The sequence below is a fragment of the Microbacterium sp. CFSPD4_SD4 genome (genome assembly GCF_057364585.1).
In genome coordinates this window covers 69624-82003 of record NZ_JBNFOC010000002.1, presented here as the reverse complement: position 1 = coordinate 82003, position 12380 = coordinate 69624, and the positions used below count along the sequence as shown (strand labels likewise).

Below are 12380 nucleotides of genomic sequence, written 5' to 3'. Positions count from 1 at the left end.
TTGGAAGTGACAGGTGGAGGGGCTGACGGGAATCGAACCCGCGCTGTCTGCTTGGGAAGCATGTAGCGGGCCTGATCCGGTGCCCTGATTCCCCGCGGAATCACGGGTCGCCCGCCCCCGCTCCATCCGGCCCCATCCGGTGAGTTAGGGCACGTCCGGGCCCGTCTGGGCACGCGGAGGGCACGCCCTGGGCACGCCGGGAGCGCCGCCAGAGGCCCCTCCAGCACGAGCCCCGGGTGTGGACAACGACGGGGGGCGGAGCATTCCGATATGGGGTTGCGTCTGGTTCGTTGGAGCGGAACGACATGGGGTTTCGTCTGGTTCGTCAGGGGCATGCAGAGGGGCGGCCGGTTCCACCACCCGGCCGCCCCAGTCTGAGGGGTGAACCGCCTACGCGCTGGCGCGCTCCAGGTCCTCCAGCATGTAGCGGATGCCATTGCCGGAGCCGGGCACGTCGATGTGCACCCGGTCCCCGTCCATCAGGAGCCGGTAGCCATCCGGGTCCGCACGATGCAGGAGACTCAGCGATTCCTGGGTGGCCTCGCCGTGCTCCTCCAGGTCCCCGAGGACGGCACGCCATGCGGCGGGCTCAGCGGCCGCACGCTCCTCCTCAGCGACCGCGAGGGCCGCCGGGTCCACCTGGGTGAGGCGGTCCCAGATCAGGCCCTCATAGGCGGCGAGGAGCCGGTCCCGGTCCTCGTGCACCAGCAGGTGCGGCATGACCTCCAGGTCGTCCAGGATGGCCGCCAGGCGGGTGCGGTCCGCGGCCGCGATCACGTCCTGAAGGCGCATACCCGGCTCCCGCTCGAAGCCCTGAGACGGGTCCTGTCCGGCGTAGACGAGGGCGCGGACCTTCTCCCGTTCCCGGCCGAGGGTGGCGTGGTCGTCGGCGGTGCTCGGGCGGAGGGTGTCCAGCACGGGGCCGCGGTCCGGCATCGTGGGCTCCGCGGGCATGGCGGCGTGCAGGGTGGCGCGGATGCGGGCGACTTCCGCGCTCCGGTAGGCGCGGAGGCCGTCGAGGGTCAGGTGCGGGTCCTCGTGGCTCCAGGCGGCGGCGAGGCCCTGGCGGGCGCGCACGGCGGTGGTGGTGAGGTCGGTGCGGGTCATGATCGTTCTCCTTCTCGGTGGTGGTTCCCGCGGGTGCGGGCGTCAAGCGCCGCCTGGAGGCGGGTGGTTTCAGCGCGGCGGGCGGCGGCCTCCGCATGCAGGGCGGCGACGTACTCGCGCACCGCGGCGGCGTGGTGCGGCGGAAGGGCGTCGAGCGCGGCCTGGTAGGCGCGAGTGCCGGAGCGCTTGCTGGCGATGGCGGCGCTCAGCACGGTGCGGCGGGGTGGGGCGTAGACCACGGCTCAGCGCTCCTCGCGGGCCGCGGGTGCCCTGTGGTGGCTGGAGGGCGTGCCGAGGCGCTGACGCGGCGCTGACGGGCGCTGAGCGCCGTGTGTGCGCGCCGCGCCGGTTCCGGCTCTTGGTCGAACGGTCATCGGGTGCTCCTTCAGAACAGGTCCTGCGGGGCCATGGCGGCGTCCGCCCAGCGCTGGCCCTCGGCGCTGAGCGCGTCGTAGTCGTCATCCCCGGCCCACGGTCCGGCGTACCCGCCCCCGCGATCCATGTCGCGCTGGTAGAGGGCGACGAGGGCGGTGGCGTCTCGGGAGGTCAGGTGCGCCCAGTCGTCCACCCGGTCCGGCTCGGGGATGCCGAGGCCGCTGAGGATGTGGAGGTCCTGGAGGAGCGTCACCTGTGCAGGAGTGGGGGCGTCGAGGTATTCGGCATCCGGTGTTCGATCCGCGCGGACGCCCAGCGCACGCTGGGCCACTGCTACTTGAGTTGTGTCTACTTCTGTGTCTACTTCGCTACCGGATTCCGGTAGTCCGGACACCCGCGTGCTGGGAGTCTGGGCCCGCGTGCTGGGAGCCTGAGCGCTCGCCGCATCGTCAGACTCCCAGGAGGCGGGAGTCTGGGAGCGGCGGGTGCGGGCCCGGCGCTCGGACTTCGACAGAGGGCGCTCTGGCACGGGTGGCAGGTCGGGGCGGTCCACCAGGCGGTAGACGGTGGCGTGGTTCTGCCGTCCCGGCTCCACGACCTCCACCAGCCCCCAACCCACGAGGCGCTTCACCGCGGCCGCCGCGGTCGTCTCGCTCATCCCTGCCTCCCACGCGATGAGCGGATAGGACGGCCGGGTGAGGCCCTGTGCGTTGGACCGGCTGACCAGCACAACGTAGGCGGCGAGGTCCGCGGGGCTCATGCCGAGGGCGGGTCGCGCGTGGCGAGTCACCCAGTCCGGGATGCGGGCGAATCCATCAGCGCGGCTCACAGCGCGCTCACCAGCCCGTCAGCGGCCTCTCCAGCCTGTGCGGGTCCCGTGGTTGCTCCAGCACGCCTTGTGGCCCATCTGCGGCGGTCAGCGTCCCGGCGGCATCCGCGACACTTCCCGCCGCTCCGGCCCCACGCGATCCGGGCGTGCCGGCCGGGCACAGCGACCAGGAGCCGCCGTGGTCGCGGAGGTTGTTGCAGGAGGAGCACAGCGGGGCGTAGTCGGTGAAGATGCGGATGCTCCAGCGCACCATGCGACCGTGGTCTGGGTGCGGGCCGAAGTGCGTCGGATGGCCGACGAGGCCCCAGCCGTCAGCGCGGCGTCGGCACCCCGGAGCGGCGCACGGCTTGCCGACCGCGGAGCCGCGGAGACGCCTCAGCGCCCGGTGCACCCCCGCATAGGTCGCGGCTTCAATGTGCTCGTCCCTGTGGAGCGCCATGGTCAGGCCTCGCCGTCGAGGAGCCGCCACAGTTGCGCGGCGGGCACGCGGAGGCGGCGGCCGATGCGGATGCTCGGCAGGTCGCCGCGCCGGATGGCGTCGTAGGTGGTGGAGCGCGGTAGGCCGACGATGGCGGCCGTCTCGTCCAGGCTGTAGGTCGCCGGAGCGGTGGCGCGCTGTGCGGCCAGTTCAGCGGTGGGATTCATGGGGACCTCCTCGGTGTGAATCCGTGTGGATTGACGAGGGGAGTCCTTCTCCCGTGGGGCCCGTTCCCAAGGCTGGGGCGGGGCCTGTTCGCTGTGTTCCGGGTCCGCGGTGGCCCGTGCTTGTCCGGCTAGCGTAGCATGTATGCGGAGGGCAGAATGACCCTCTGATCAGGGGGTTCCATGATGACACCCCCGCGAAAGGGGACATGATGGCACCGGTGCAGAAGCGGACCAGGAAGCCCACGCGAGCGTCCTTCGGCACCGTCCGGCAACTGCCCTCCGGGCGCTGGCAAGCCCGCTACCACGACGCCGCCGGAGTGCGCATCACGGCCCCCGGCACATTCGAGACGAAGCACGCCGCGGAGGACCACCTGGCCACCGTGCGCGCGGATCGGATGCGTGGCACGTACCGGGACCACCGCGCCGGGCTCCAACCCTTCGGCCCCTACGCCTCGGAGTGGATCGCCAACGGCGGCACCCGCGGACGGCTCGCCGCCAAGACCCAGGCGCTCTACGAGGACCTGCTCGCCGGGCCGCTGGAACCGCTCCAGGCCCGCGCCCTCTCTGCCATCACCCCGGCGGACGTGCGCGCCTGGTACACCCGCACCCGGAAGGCGCTCCAGAAGGCCGTCAAGAACCGGCCCGGGGCCACCGGAGAGGCCCGCCTCCGCCAGGCGTACAGCCTCCTCCGCACCATCCTCAACGCCGCCGTCAAGGACCGGCTCATCAGCGAGAATCCCTGCCAGATCGAGGGGGCCGGGCAGGTCAACGATCCGGAGCGCCCATACCTCTCGCCGGAGCACCTGGCTACCATCGTCGGGGCCATGCCGGAGAAGTGGCACCTGCCCATCCGGGTGACCTACGGCGCGCATCTCCGCGTGGGGGAGTTGGAAGCGCTCCAGCGGGGCGACTACGCGAACGGGGCCCTCCGGGTGGAGCGCCAGCGCATCTACGTCCGCGGGGAGAGCACCATCACGCCCACGAAGACGGGGGAGGCGCGCACTGTGGTGCTCCCGCCCAGCATCGCCGCGGAGGTTGAGGCCTACCTGGCCAGCACGACCGGGTTTCCCAAGTCGCCGCTGTTCCCCCGCCGGGATGGCCAGGCCATCACCAGCAACGCCCTCGGGCACGCCTGGCGGAAGGCAGCCAGGGGCGTCGGCCTGGGGCAGTTCCATGTGCACGACCTCCGGCACGCTAGCCTCACCGCGGCCGCCCAGGCCGGTGGCACCACGCGGGAACTCATGGCCCGCGCCGGACACCGCACAGCACGCGCCGCGCTCATCTACCAGCACGCCGCGGAGGAGCGCGGGACGCTTTTGGCTGAACGGATGGACGCCATGTCGGCACCGGCTTGGCGAGTCCACAACCTCACAGCGCTCTCGTAAGGTCGAAGGATCACCCGGGGGTGACAGTGTGACACACTAGGAGATAACGGGAATCGGAGGAGAGCCGATGGCGCTCATCAACTTTTCTGTCGTCTTGGTGGGGGAGAATTTTCCGCTCCAGAGCATCAAGACTTCAGACTTCCGCTACCGCCACCGCGCTCTCAACGAGACGTTGAGGCTTCCCGTGGCGATCCAGGCGGAGAACAACCTCGTTCTGATGCAGGTGCTGCCTGACCGGTTCGAGGTGCGGATTAAGTCGCCAGATGACCTTGAGTTGCAGGCGGAGGGCCTCGCGGAGATGGTCACAACCTTCCTGGAGTATGTCGGAAAGCGGACGGTCACCGCGGTTGGCCACAACGCTCAATGGGCGCTTCCGGGTGACCAGAAGGCAAAGCGTGCCCTCGTCGGTCGGTTCGTGAACATGACGAATCTGGAGGAGGTTATTGGCGGGGCCCCTTCTTCTGAAGTTGATCTGGGCTTTTCCTTCAAGGTCGGGGCGGAGTCCAAAGCCCGAGTTGCGTTGAACACGAGCGCGACGGACGGTGCTCTTCTCGATTGCAATTTTCATTTCGACATCTCCAGCCCGGACCAGATCACCTCTGCCATGGCCGAGATTCCTAACTCTCTTCGTCATGTCCAAGCGATCGGTGAGGCGATGGATCGACAGAACAGTGTGGTGGGCAATTGACAATCCATCTGGCTTCGGAATCCAAGAGCAAGTCGACCTCGAATACACATGACGGCTTTATCGAAGAAGTGCGCGTGCCTCGATGGGTGACTGACGTGTCTTCGTTTCCGGGATCTCTGTTGTCGGAGGTGCTCACGCTCCCGCGGGGGGCAAGTTACGGTTACGTTCTGCGTCCGGCCGACCCGCTCGGCGTGTCTTCGGCGATGATCAGCCGAGCGGTGAATGATCTGGTCATGGGATGGCTCGCCGAGAATCTGACGGATCCCGCTGCTCTGGATCCTGCTGATTATCTCTTCGAGGATCCAGGCACCGAGGCTGTTCCGACTGCGTGGCTGGAGGCGATCTTCGCGTTGCCGGTTCGCGAGCGACACGAACTCTCCATGACCGAAGATCCCGAGTAGGCGGAGTGGGACTTCGGGCGCCGGAGCCGACTGAAGGACTCCGTCAGGGTGATATCTGCTTCATCAAGGGGATCCCGCTCTGGAACCTCGGCGCGAGTAGCACTCAGTCCGATCCGCAGGGCGTCTTGTCTCACTTCGTCATCCCTCCCCACAAGGCACTTCAATGGGATGAGTTGTCCGGCGATGTCGCCGTGGCGATCTGTTCGCACGACTGTGATGTGGAGAATCCACGTTCCCGGACGGGAATCATCGTCGCGCCACTTATCAAAGTGCCTGCGTCTCTGGGCTCGGACACGTACGCACAGATCATGGCGTCCGGCGATCTGAGTGAGCAGATTGACTACGTCAACCTCTTCCCCGTCTCGGTGGAGGATGAGGTCCATGGAAGCCGCGATGCGGTCGTGGACCTGAGTGCCATGGTCACCCTGACGCGCGCGCAGCAGGGCGTTGACCTGCTGCTCCCGAAGAGGGAATGGGTGATGGAAGACCCGTCGCGTGAAGCATTCCGGACGAAGATCGCGCTCTTCTTTTCGCGGCCTTACCAAGATCCTCGCTGAACTCTCGCGAGCCCATTGGGCACGGATAGGGCACGGCTCGGCCTGGAGGCGGTCCTCCTGCTGGAACTTACGGCCGGTGAAAAGCCGCTGTGACCTGGTGATAACTCTGTGGAGGGGCTGACGGGAATCGAACCCGCGCTGTCTGCTTGGGAAGCAGAAGTTCTACCATTGAACTACAGCCCCGCACCCGCCCGAGAGCAGGTGGAGCAAGCCTACCTGTCGCGGGCCGGATGGCCAAAGCGCGGGTCGCTCATGACTAGGCTTGTGCCGTGCTTCTCAGCGATCGCGACATCAGAGCAGAACTCGCCTCCGGCCGCGTCGGCCTGGAACCGCATGCGCCGGAGATGATCCAGCCGTCGAGCATCGACGTGCGACTGGACCGCTACTTCCGCCTCTTCGACAATCACAAGTACCCGTTCATCGACCCCTCGGTCGACCAGCCCGAGCTGACGCGGCTGATCGAGGTCGATCCGGACGAGCCCTTCATCCTCCACCCCGGCGAGTTCGCGCTGGGGGCCACGTTCGAGCAGGTCACCCTGCCGGACGACATCGCCGCGCGGCTGGAGGGGAAGTCGTCGCTCGGGCGCCTCGGGCTCATCACCCACTCGACCGCCGGCTTCATCGACCCGGGCTTCTCCGGGCATGTGACGCTGGAGCTCGCGAACGTGGCGACGCTGCCGATCAAGCTGTGGCCCGGCATGAAGATCGGCCAGCTCTGCTTCTTCCGGCTCACCTCACCGGCGGAGAACCCGTACGGCTCCGGTCCCTACGGCAACCGCTACCAGGGTCAGCGGGGTCCGACGGCGTCCCGGTCGTTCCAGAACTTCCACCGCACCGACGTGGGTGTGACTGACATCGGAGCCGTCGGAGGCTGACATGAGCGACGCGAGCGGGACGAGTTCCGACGAGTCCGCGGTGCCCGAGGGGGCGGCGCCGCCGGATGCTTCGGGGCCGGACATCGCTCCCGCCGACGCGGTGATCCCGCCGGCCGACGCCGTCATCCCGCCTCCACCGCCGGAGACACCGATCCCGGAGGGGCTCTTGACAGCACCGGACGCCGCAGGCGATGCGCTTCCGGCACCGACCCGTCGCTCGGAGCGATCCCGCCCGACGCCCGCGATCCTCCAGGGCGAGCAGCCCGCGGCGGCTGCGGACGACTGGGCGCAGCGATCGATCGCCCCGGAGGTCGCCGACACCGGCAGCTACCGGATGCTCGCGGTCGTCGTCTTCGTCGTGCTCTTCCTCCTGCTCGCGGCGGCTGTGGTGACGCTCGTCGTGCTGATCACCACTGTCGGGCTGCCGTTCGCGGCCGTCGACCCGGGCGCGGGCTTCCTGCCGACCCGGGTGTAGGGCTCCGAAGGGCGGCGGGCGGGGCCGCCGGTGCGGCATCAATGTCGGCTCGTCCCGTGGCGGTGCCGAGCGCATCCACGGCGTCGAGACCCCCGGTCACGAGAGCGACCACGGCGTCGAGGGTCGGATCAGCCGACAGCACTCTCGTATGACCGAGACCCACCGTGCGGACGAGACGGGAGCGGCCGGGATGAGCGGCGTGCAGCCGGAGGGCGTCGTGGTCGGGCATCCGGCGGTCGCCCCGGTCGTGCACGATGAGCAGTGTGGTGCCGGCGGGGAGTGGATGCGCGCCTGCGTCATACCGTTCGACGGCGGTTGCGGGATCGAGCCGGAGGCGGCGGTGGAAGCGGGTGCGGAGTCGGTCCGCGGTGGCGGGGTCGAGCCGGAGGTCACGGACGAACTGGGCGAGGAACGCCTCGGGTGCGGCGGCCCCGGCGACGACGGCGACGGCGGGGACCGAGCCGGACGACCGGGCGACGGTCAGCGCCGCGAGCCCGCCGAAGGAGTGTCCGATGAGAGCGGAGAAGGGGCCGTGGGTGCGGTCCAGCTGCTCCGCGGCATCGACCCAGTCGCGGATATCGGTGTGCCGCCCGCCGGAGGAGCCGTGCGCCGGGGCATCGAAGGCGACGACCCGGAATCCCTCGGCGACGAGTTCCCGCACGAGCGGGGCGAACTGGGAGGCGCGGCCCCGCCAGCCGTGCAGGAGCAGCACGGTGCGCGGACCCGTGCCCCACGTGTAGGTCGTGACGTCGATGCCGCGCACGAGGAGCCTCCCGCGGCGGGCGGCGTCATGGGTCGCGGTGTCGGCGGCACGCACGGTCATCCGCGGGCGGGTGGTGAAGAACAGCCGGTAGGCGAGATCGCCGGCGAGGCGAGGGGAGAGGCGTCCCACAGTCGGGAGGGCGCGGACGAGGAGAGAGGACGCGGACGGCATGGAGGCTCCTTCACCGAACTATACGAACGATCATCCGTATACTAGGCGAACGGTCGTTCGTATACTAGGGGCATGGTGGATGGTGTGATGCAGGACGGCCGGCGGGCACGCGGCGACGCCTCCCGCCGCATCGTGCTGCAGAGTGCGACCGACCTCGCCTCCGTCGAGGGTCTGGACGGCGTGACGATCGGACGCCTCGCGACCGCCTCGGGGTCGAGCAAGAGCAGCATCGCGACGCTGTTCCAGAGCAAGGAGGGCCTGCAGCTCGCGACGGTCGCCGCCGCTCGGGACATCTTCGTCGAGCGGATCATCGAGCCCGCCCGCGCCTACCCTGGAGGAGCGCATCGCCTGGCTGCGCTCCTCCACAACGCCTTGGTCTACTCGAAGGACCGCGTCTTCACGGGCGGCTGCTTCTTCGCGGCGACGGCGGCGGACGTCGACTCCAAGCCCGGTCCCGTGAGCGACGCCGTGCGGGCAGCCCTCGTCGACTGGTACGGATACATCGAGGCCCAGCTGCGGTTCGCGGCCGCGGAGGGAGAGATCGGCGCGGCCGACGTCGAGGTGCTGGCGTTCGAGCTCGTCGCCCTCAACGAGCAAGCCAACGCGCGGTCGCTCCTCCTGCGGAGCGACAAGCCGTATGCGCTTGCGGCGGCCGCGATGCGCTCACGCCTCCGTGACGCGGGCGCCCCCGACACCGCCCTCGCCCTCCTCGACCTCTAGCCCCCTCCCGCGCCCGGGGTCCCGCGCCCCCGTCCCCTGCGGGCTCAGAAACGCACCGCAATCCCGTGTCGACGGCCCGTTTCTGATCCCGCCCCACGGTCGGGCCCTGCCCCCTTTTGCGTGCGGGATGGGAAATGGGCCCCGCGGTCCGTCGGAAGGGGCGCTTCTGATCCCGCCCGACGGCCGGGCCGTCCGCTCTTTCGCTCGCGGGATGGAAATCGGGCCCCGAGGTCCGTCGGGAGGGGCGTTACTGATCCCGCCCGACGGTCGGGGCCTGCCGTCTTGCGTGCGGGGCGAGAATCGGGTCCGGAGGTCCGTCGGGAGGGGCGTTTCCGATCCTGCTTAACGGTCGGGGGCCTACCGTCTTGCGTGCGGGACGGGAATCGGGCCCCGAGGCCCGTCGGGAGGGGCGTTTCTGATCCCGCCCGACGGTTTGGGGCCTGCCGTCTTGCGTGCGGGATGAGAAGTGGCCCGCGAGGTGCGACGGAGAGGCCGTTCTTGATCCGCGCACGTGCCTTCCCTGTACCTGTCACCTCAGGCCCTTGCGCTTCCACCGGGCGCCTCGTTCCTTGCCCCCCTGCCTGCATGACCCTGCGGGATCGAAAACGTGCCGCTGGGGTGTTCGGGAGGGGCGATTCTGACCCCGTCCGGAGAGTAGGTGCTCGCGTCGCCGCGGTGGGGGATCGAAGACGTGCCTCGAGTGCGCTCGGGAGGTGCGGAAGTGATCCCGGAGGGGAGTCCCGGTGCGCGGAAGCGCCCCAGCCGGGGTTACGGTGGGGCGCTTCGAGGAGGTGAGGTCAGGCGGCGTGGCCGTGGCGGAATCCGGCGTCGAAGCCACGCTCGAATGCGCGCTCCGCCATCCGCTGCGCGCGGTGGCCGCGCCCGTGCCCGTGCCCGTGGCCGCGGCCGTGGTCGCGGTGTGCGTGACCGTGGTCGCGGTGCCCCTGGCTGTCGTGGTGACCGCGCCCGCGGTACCCGCCTTCCTCGGCTCCGTCGTGACGGTCGAAGCCGTGCCGGGGGTCGAAGTCCCCGCGGTCGAAGCCGTGCCGGGACTCGAGGCCATGCCGGGGGTCGAAGCCGTGCCGGGACTCGAAGTCCCCGCGGTCGAACCCCTCCCCGGGCCGAAGCCGTGCCGGACCGAAGCCGCGCCGGGCTCGAAGTCCCCGTGCCCGAAGCCGTGCCGGGGCTCGAAGCCGTCCCCGTGCCCGAAGCCGTGCCCGGGACCGAAGCCCTCCCCGCGACCGAAGTCCCCGTGCCCGTGCTCGTTCCCGTGCCCGTGCCGGCGAGCGAAGCCGCCACGAGGGCCGAAGCCGAACCCGGGGCGCTGCTTCCGGGGGAGAGGGGTCTCCTCGTCCCACCCGAAGGCGCGGGCGATCTTCTCGAGCGCCGCGAGGGTCGTCGCCATCTCCTCGTCGGAGACCGCGTCGGCGACCTTCGCGCGGATGCCGTCGACGGCGGCGCCGAGACGCTCCTTCGCCGCGCGGCCCTCGTCGGTCAGCGCCCATCCGTCGCCGTCCGCCTCGACCCAGCCGCGGTCGATGAGATCGTGCAGCTTGTGCGGGTTCAACGGGCGGCGGGCGGGTACCGAGCCATCGACGACGTTCAGCAGCCGCCAGTCGCGGCGGGTCGCGCCCTCCGCGGCGAAGACAGTGGCGAAGTCCTGTGCCATCAGGCGGTCGACGGCCTTGAGCCAGAAACCGAACGGGCGGGAGGTGTTGTCAAAAGTGCTGTCTGCAGTGGTGTTCATGGTGATCCTTCGTCGTCTGTGGTGCACCGATGACGGATGTCATCCGACATATCAATGTCACTGTGCATGTACATGCAGTGTGACATGGAACCGAGACGCATGTCAAGCTGCATGTAAAATCGGGGCATGGCCACCGATCCGATCGACCCCGCGTCCCCCGACGCTGCTGAAGCGATCGCGCAGGCGCTCTCCCGACTGCGCGGACGTCGACCCGGGCCCGGCGGTCGCGAGCACGGCGGGCCCCGCGGTGCACACGGGCACGGGCCCCATGGTGACCCGCGCGAGCACTTCGCCCATCACCGCGGCCACCCGGGGATGCCGCCGTGGATGGCCGACGGCGGCCGCCTCGGCGGACCGGCCCGTCTCCGCATGCTCGAAGCCCTCGCCGCCGCGCCAGAACCCCTCAGCGTGAGCGCGCTCGGGCAGGCGATCGGCGTGGATCAGCCACGGGCGTCCCGGCTCGTGCAGCAGGGCGTGCAAGCCGGGTTCGTGCGGCGCGAGGCCGATCCGGACGACGCCCGCCGCACCCGCATCGCGCTGACCGACGAGGGGCGCCGACTCGCTCGCGGGATGCGGGGCGAACGCCGCGAGCTGCTCGGCCGCGCGCTCGAGTCCTTCACGCCGGAGGAGCGCACGGAGCTCGCGCGGCTGCTCACCAAGCTCGCCGACAACTGGCGCGCCTGACCGGCCTCACGCGCGGGCGAAGTCCAGTGAGGGCTCGTCGTCCACCGAGAGGGACAGCACGACGGTCTCCACCGCGTCGTGCGCCTCGATCCGCCGCTCCACCTCCCGCAGTCGCCGGGCCACGTCGTGCTCGCGCGCATCGCCCGCGAGGTCGACCTCGGCGACGAGGAACAGCCGGTTCGGCCCCACGTACTCGATGTGCAGGTAGGTGACCCGCTCGATGTCGTCCATGCCGAGGAGGGCCGTGCCCACCCGGGAGCGCAGGGCGGGGGACACCGACGTGCCGACGAGGAACGCGATGTTCCGTCCGATCAGGATCACGGCGACGATGCCCAGCAGGATCCCGACGAGGATCGACCCGATCGCATCCCACGCGGCGACACCGGTGAGCTGATGCAGGAGGATCGACCCGCCCGCCAGCACGAGGCCGATGAGGGCGGCGGAGTCCTCGAAGAACACCGCCCGGAGCGTGGTGTCGCTCGTCTCCAGCACGAAGTCCCACGTGGAGGATCCGCGCTCCTGGGCCAGCCGGCGGGAGCGGAGCATCGCCTGCGTGAACGACGCCCCCTCCAGCACGAAGGCGATCCCGAGCACGATGTACGCCACGACCGGGCTCTCCACGGGGCCGGAGTCGGACAGCTCCTGGATGCCGTGCATGATCGAGACGATCGAGCCCGCGGTGAAGATACCGAACGCCGCGATGAGGGACCAGACGAACGCGTTGCGGCCGTAGCCGAGCGGATGCCGGGCGTCCTTGGTCTTCGCGCCGCGTCGATCGGCGATGAGCAGGAAGACCTCGTTCCCCGCGTCCGCCCACGAGTGCGCGGCCTCGGCCACCATCGACGCGGACGAGGTGATGACGGCGGCGACCGTCTTCGCGATCGCGACGAGGATGTTGGCGAGGAAGGCGAGGACGACGGTCACCGGGTCAGGCTACTCCCGCCCGACCCGTCCGACG

Annotated in this window: 16 protein-coding genes and 1 tRNA gene; 8 read left to right on the top strand and 9 right to left on the bottom strand. The window is 70.0% G+C overall.

From position 1 onward, the window contains the following. Positions 1-390: 390 nt before the first annotated feature. The 5 genes from AC2W7E_RS04360 to AC2W7E_RS04340 form a co-directional block, all read right to left on the bottom strand. Positions 391-1107 (bottom strand): hypothetical protein, encoded by a 717-nt coding sequence (locus tag AC2W7E_RS04360; protein WP_485988624.1) that lies wholly within the window; start codon positions 1105-1107, stop codon positions 391-393. After that, on the bottom strand, positions 1104-1346 hold the full coding sequence (locus AC2W7E_RS04355) for a hypothetical protein (protein ID WP_147038321.1): 243 nt from the start codon (positions 1344-1346) through the stop codon (positions 1104-1106). Before AC2W7E_RS04355 ends, AC2W7E_RS04360 begins: the two co-directional genes overlap by 4 nt. Before the next feature lie 146 nt (positions 1347-1492). After that, positions 1493-2311 carry a hypothetical protein gene (locus tag AC2W7E_RS04350; protein WP_485988623.1) on the bottom strand — a complete coding sequence of 273 codons (819 nt, stop codon included), beginning with the start codon at positions 2309-2311 and terminating at the stop codon, positions 1493-1495. A 7-nt stretch (positions 2312-2318) separates the two neighbouring features. After that, the gene (locus AC2W7E_RS04345; protein ID WP_485988622.1) at positions 2319-2750 is read right to left on the bottom strand and encodes a hypothetical protein; all 432 of its coding nucleotides are present in this window, start codon (positions 2748-2750) and stop codon (positions 2319-2321) included. A gap of 2 nt (positions 2751-2752) precedes the next feature. Next, a complete protein-coding gene (locus AC2W7E_RS04340) occupies positions 2753-2956 on the bottom strand; it encodes a helix-turn-helix domain-containing protein (RefSeq protein ID WP_147038323.1) in 204 nt (67 codons plus the stop codon). A gap of 206 nt (positions 2957-3162) precedes the next feature. Between AC2W7E_RS04340 and AC2W7E_RS04335 the strand changes: the two genes are divergently transcribed. The 4 genes from AC2W7E_RS04335 (at position 3163) to AC2W7E_RS04320 (ending at position 5987) form a co-directional block, all read left to right on the top strand. Then, complete coding sequence (locus AC2W7E_RS04335) at positions 3163-4341, top strand: tyrosine-type recombinase/integrase (RefSeq protein ID WP_485988621.1); 1179 nt, start codon at positions 3163-3165, stop codon at positions 4339-4341. Between the two features lie 67 nt (positions 4342-4408). Beyond that, a complete protein-coding gene (locus AC2W7E_RS04330) occupies positions 4409-5029 on the top strand; it encodes a hypothetical protein (RefSeq protein ID WP_485988620.1) in 621 nt (206 codons plus the stop codon). 86 nt (positions 5030-5115) lie between these two features. Then, complete coding sequence (locus AC2W7E_RS04325; protein ID WP_485988619.1) at positions 5116-5430, top strand: hypothetical protein; 315 nt, start codon at positions 5116-5118, stop codon at positions 5428-5430. A 5-nt stretch (positions 5431-5435) separates the two neighbouring features. Beyond that, positions 5436-5987 carry a hypothetical protein gene (locus AC2W7E_RS04320; protein ID WP_485988618.1) on the top strand — a complete coding sequence of 184 codons (552 nt, stop codon included), beginning with the start codon at positions 5436-5438 and terminating at the stop codon, positions 5985-5987. A gap of 109 nt (positions 5988-6096) precedes the next feature. Here the strand turns inward: AC2W7E_RS04320 and AC2W7E_RS04315 are convergent. Next, positions 6097-6170 (bottom strand) — tRNA-Gly (locus AC2W7E_RS04315). An 86-nt stretch (positions 6171-6256) separates the two neighbouring features. On the opposite strand from AC2W7E_RS04315, the gene dcd reads away from it, so the two are divergent. Both dcd and AC2W7E_RS04305 read left to right on the top strand, forming a co-directional pair. Then, a complete protein-coding gene (dcd, locus tag AC2W7E_RS04310; RefSeq protein WP_025102697.1) occupies positions 6257-6862 on the top strand; it encodes a dCTP deaminase in 606 nt (201 codons plus the stop codon). 1 nt (position 6863) lies between these two features. After that, positions 6864-7337: a hypothetical protein gene (locus AC2W7E_RS04305; RefSeq protein WP_126893932.1), complete on the top strand. Its 474-nt coding sequence runs from the start codon at positions 6864-6866 to the stop codon at positions 7335-7337. Here the strand turns inward: AC2W7E_RS04305 and AC2W7E_RS04300 are convergent. Beyond that, a complete protein-coding gene (locus tag AC2W7E_RS04300; RefSeq protein WP_485988617.1) occupies positions 7270-8271 on the bottom strand; it encodes an alpha/beta fold hydrolase in 1002 nt (333 codons plus the stop codon). The two genes, AC2W7E_RS04305 and AC2W7E_RS04300, sit on opposite strands and share 68 nt — an antisense overlap. A 72-nt stretch (positions 8272-8343) precedes the next feature. Here AC2W7E_RS04300 and AC2W7E_RS04295 point away from each other — a divergent pair, with 72 nt between their 5' ends. Beyond that, positions 8344-8991 carry a TetR/AcrR family transcriptional regulator gene (locus AC2W7E_RS04295; RefSeq protein ID WP_485988616.1) on the top strand — a complete coding sequence of 216 codons (648 nt, stop codon included), beginning with the start codon at positions 8344-8346 and terminating at the stop codon, positions 8989-8991. 529 nt (positions 8992-9520) lie between these two features. Here AC2W7E_RS04295 and AC2W7E_RS04290 read toward each other — a convergent pair. Beyond that, entirely contained in the window at positions 9521-10738 is a 1218-nt protein-coding gene (locus tag AC2W7E_RS04290; RefSeq protein ID WP_485988615.1) for a MarR family winged helix-turn-helix transcriptional regulator, read from the bottom strand. Between the two features lie 126 nt (positions 10739-10864). Here AC2W7E_RS04290 and AC2W7E_RS04285 point away from each other — a divergent pair, with 126 nt between their 5' ends. Continuing rightward, positions 10865-11422: a MarR family winged helix-turn-helix transcriptional regulator gene (locus AC2W7E_RS04285; RefSeq protein WP_240743066.1), complete on the top strand. Its 558-nt coding sequence runs from the start codon at positions 10865-10867 to the stop codon at positions 11420-11422. A 6-nt stretch (positions 11423-11428) separates the two neighbouring features. Here the strand turns inward: AC2W7E_RS04285 and AC2W7E_RS04280 are convergent, their stop codons facing one another. Then, positions 11429-12346, bottom strand: a complete 918-nt coding sequence (locus tag AC2W7E_RS04280; protein ID WP_062765630.1) for a cation diffusion facilitator family transporter — start codon at positions 12344-12346, stop codon at positions 11429-11431. Between the last annotated feature and the right edge of the window lie 34 nt (positions 12347-12380).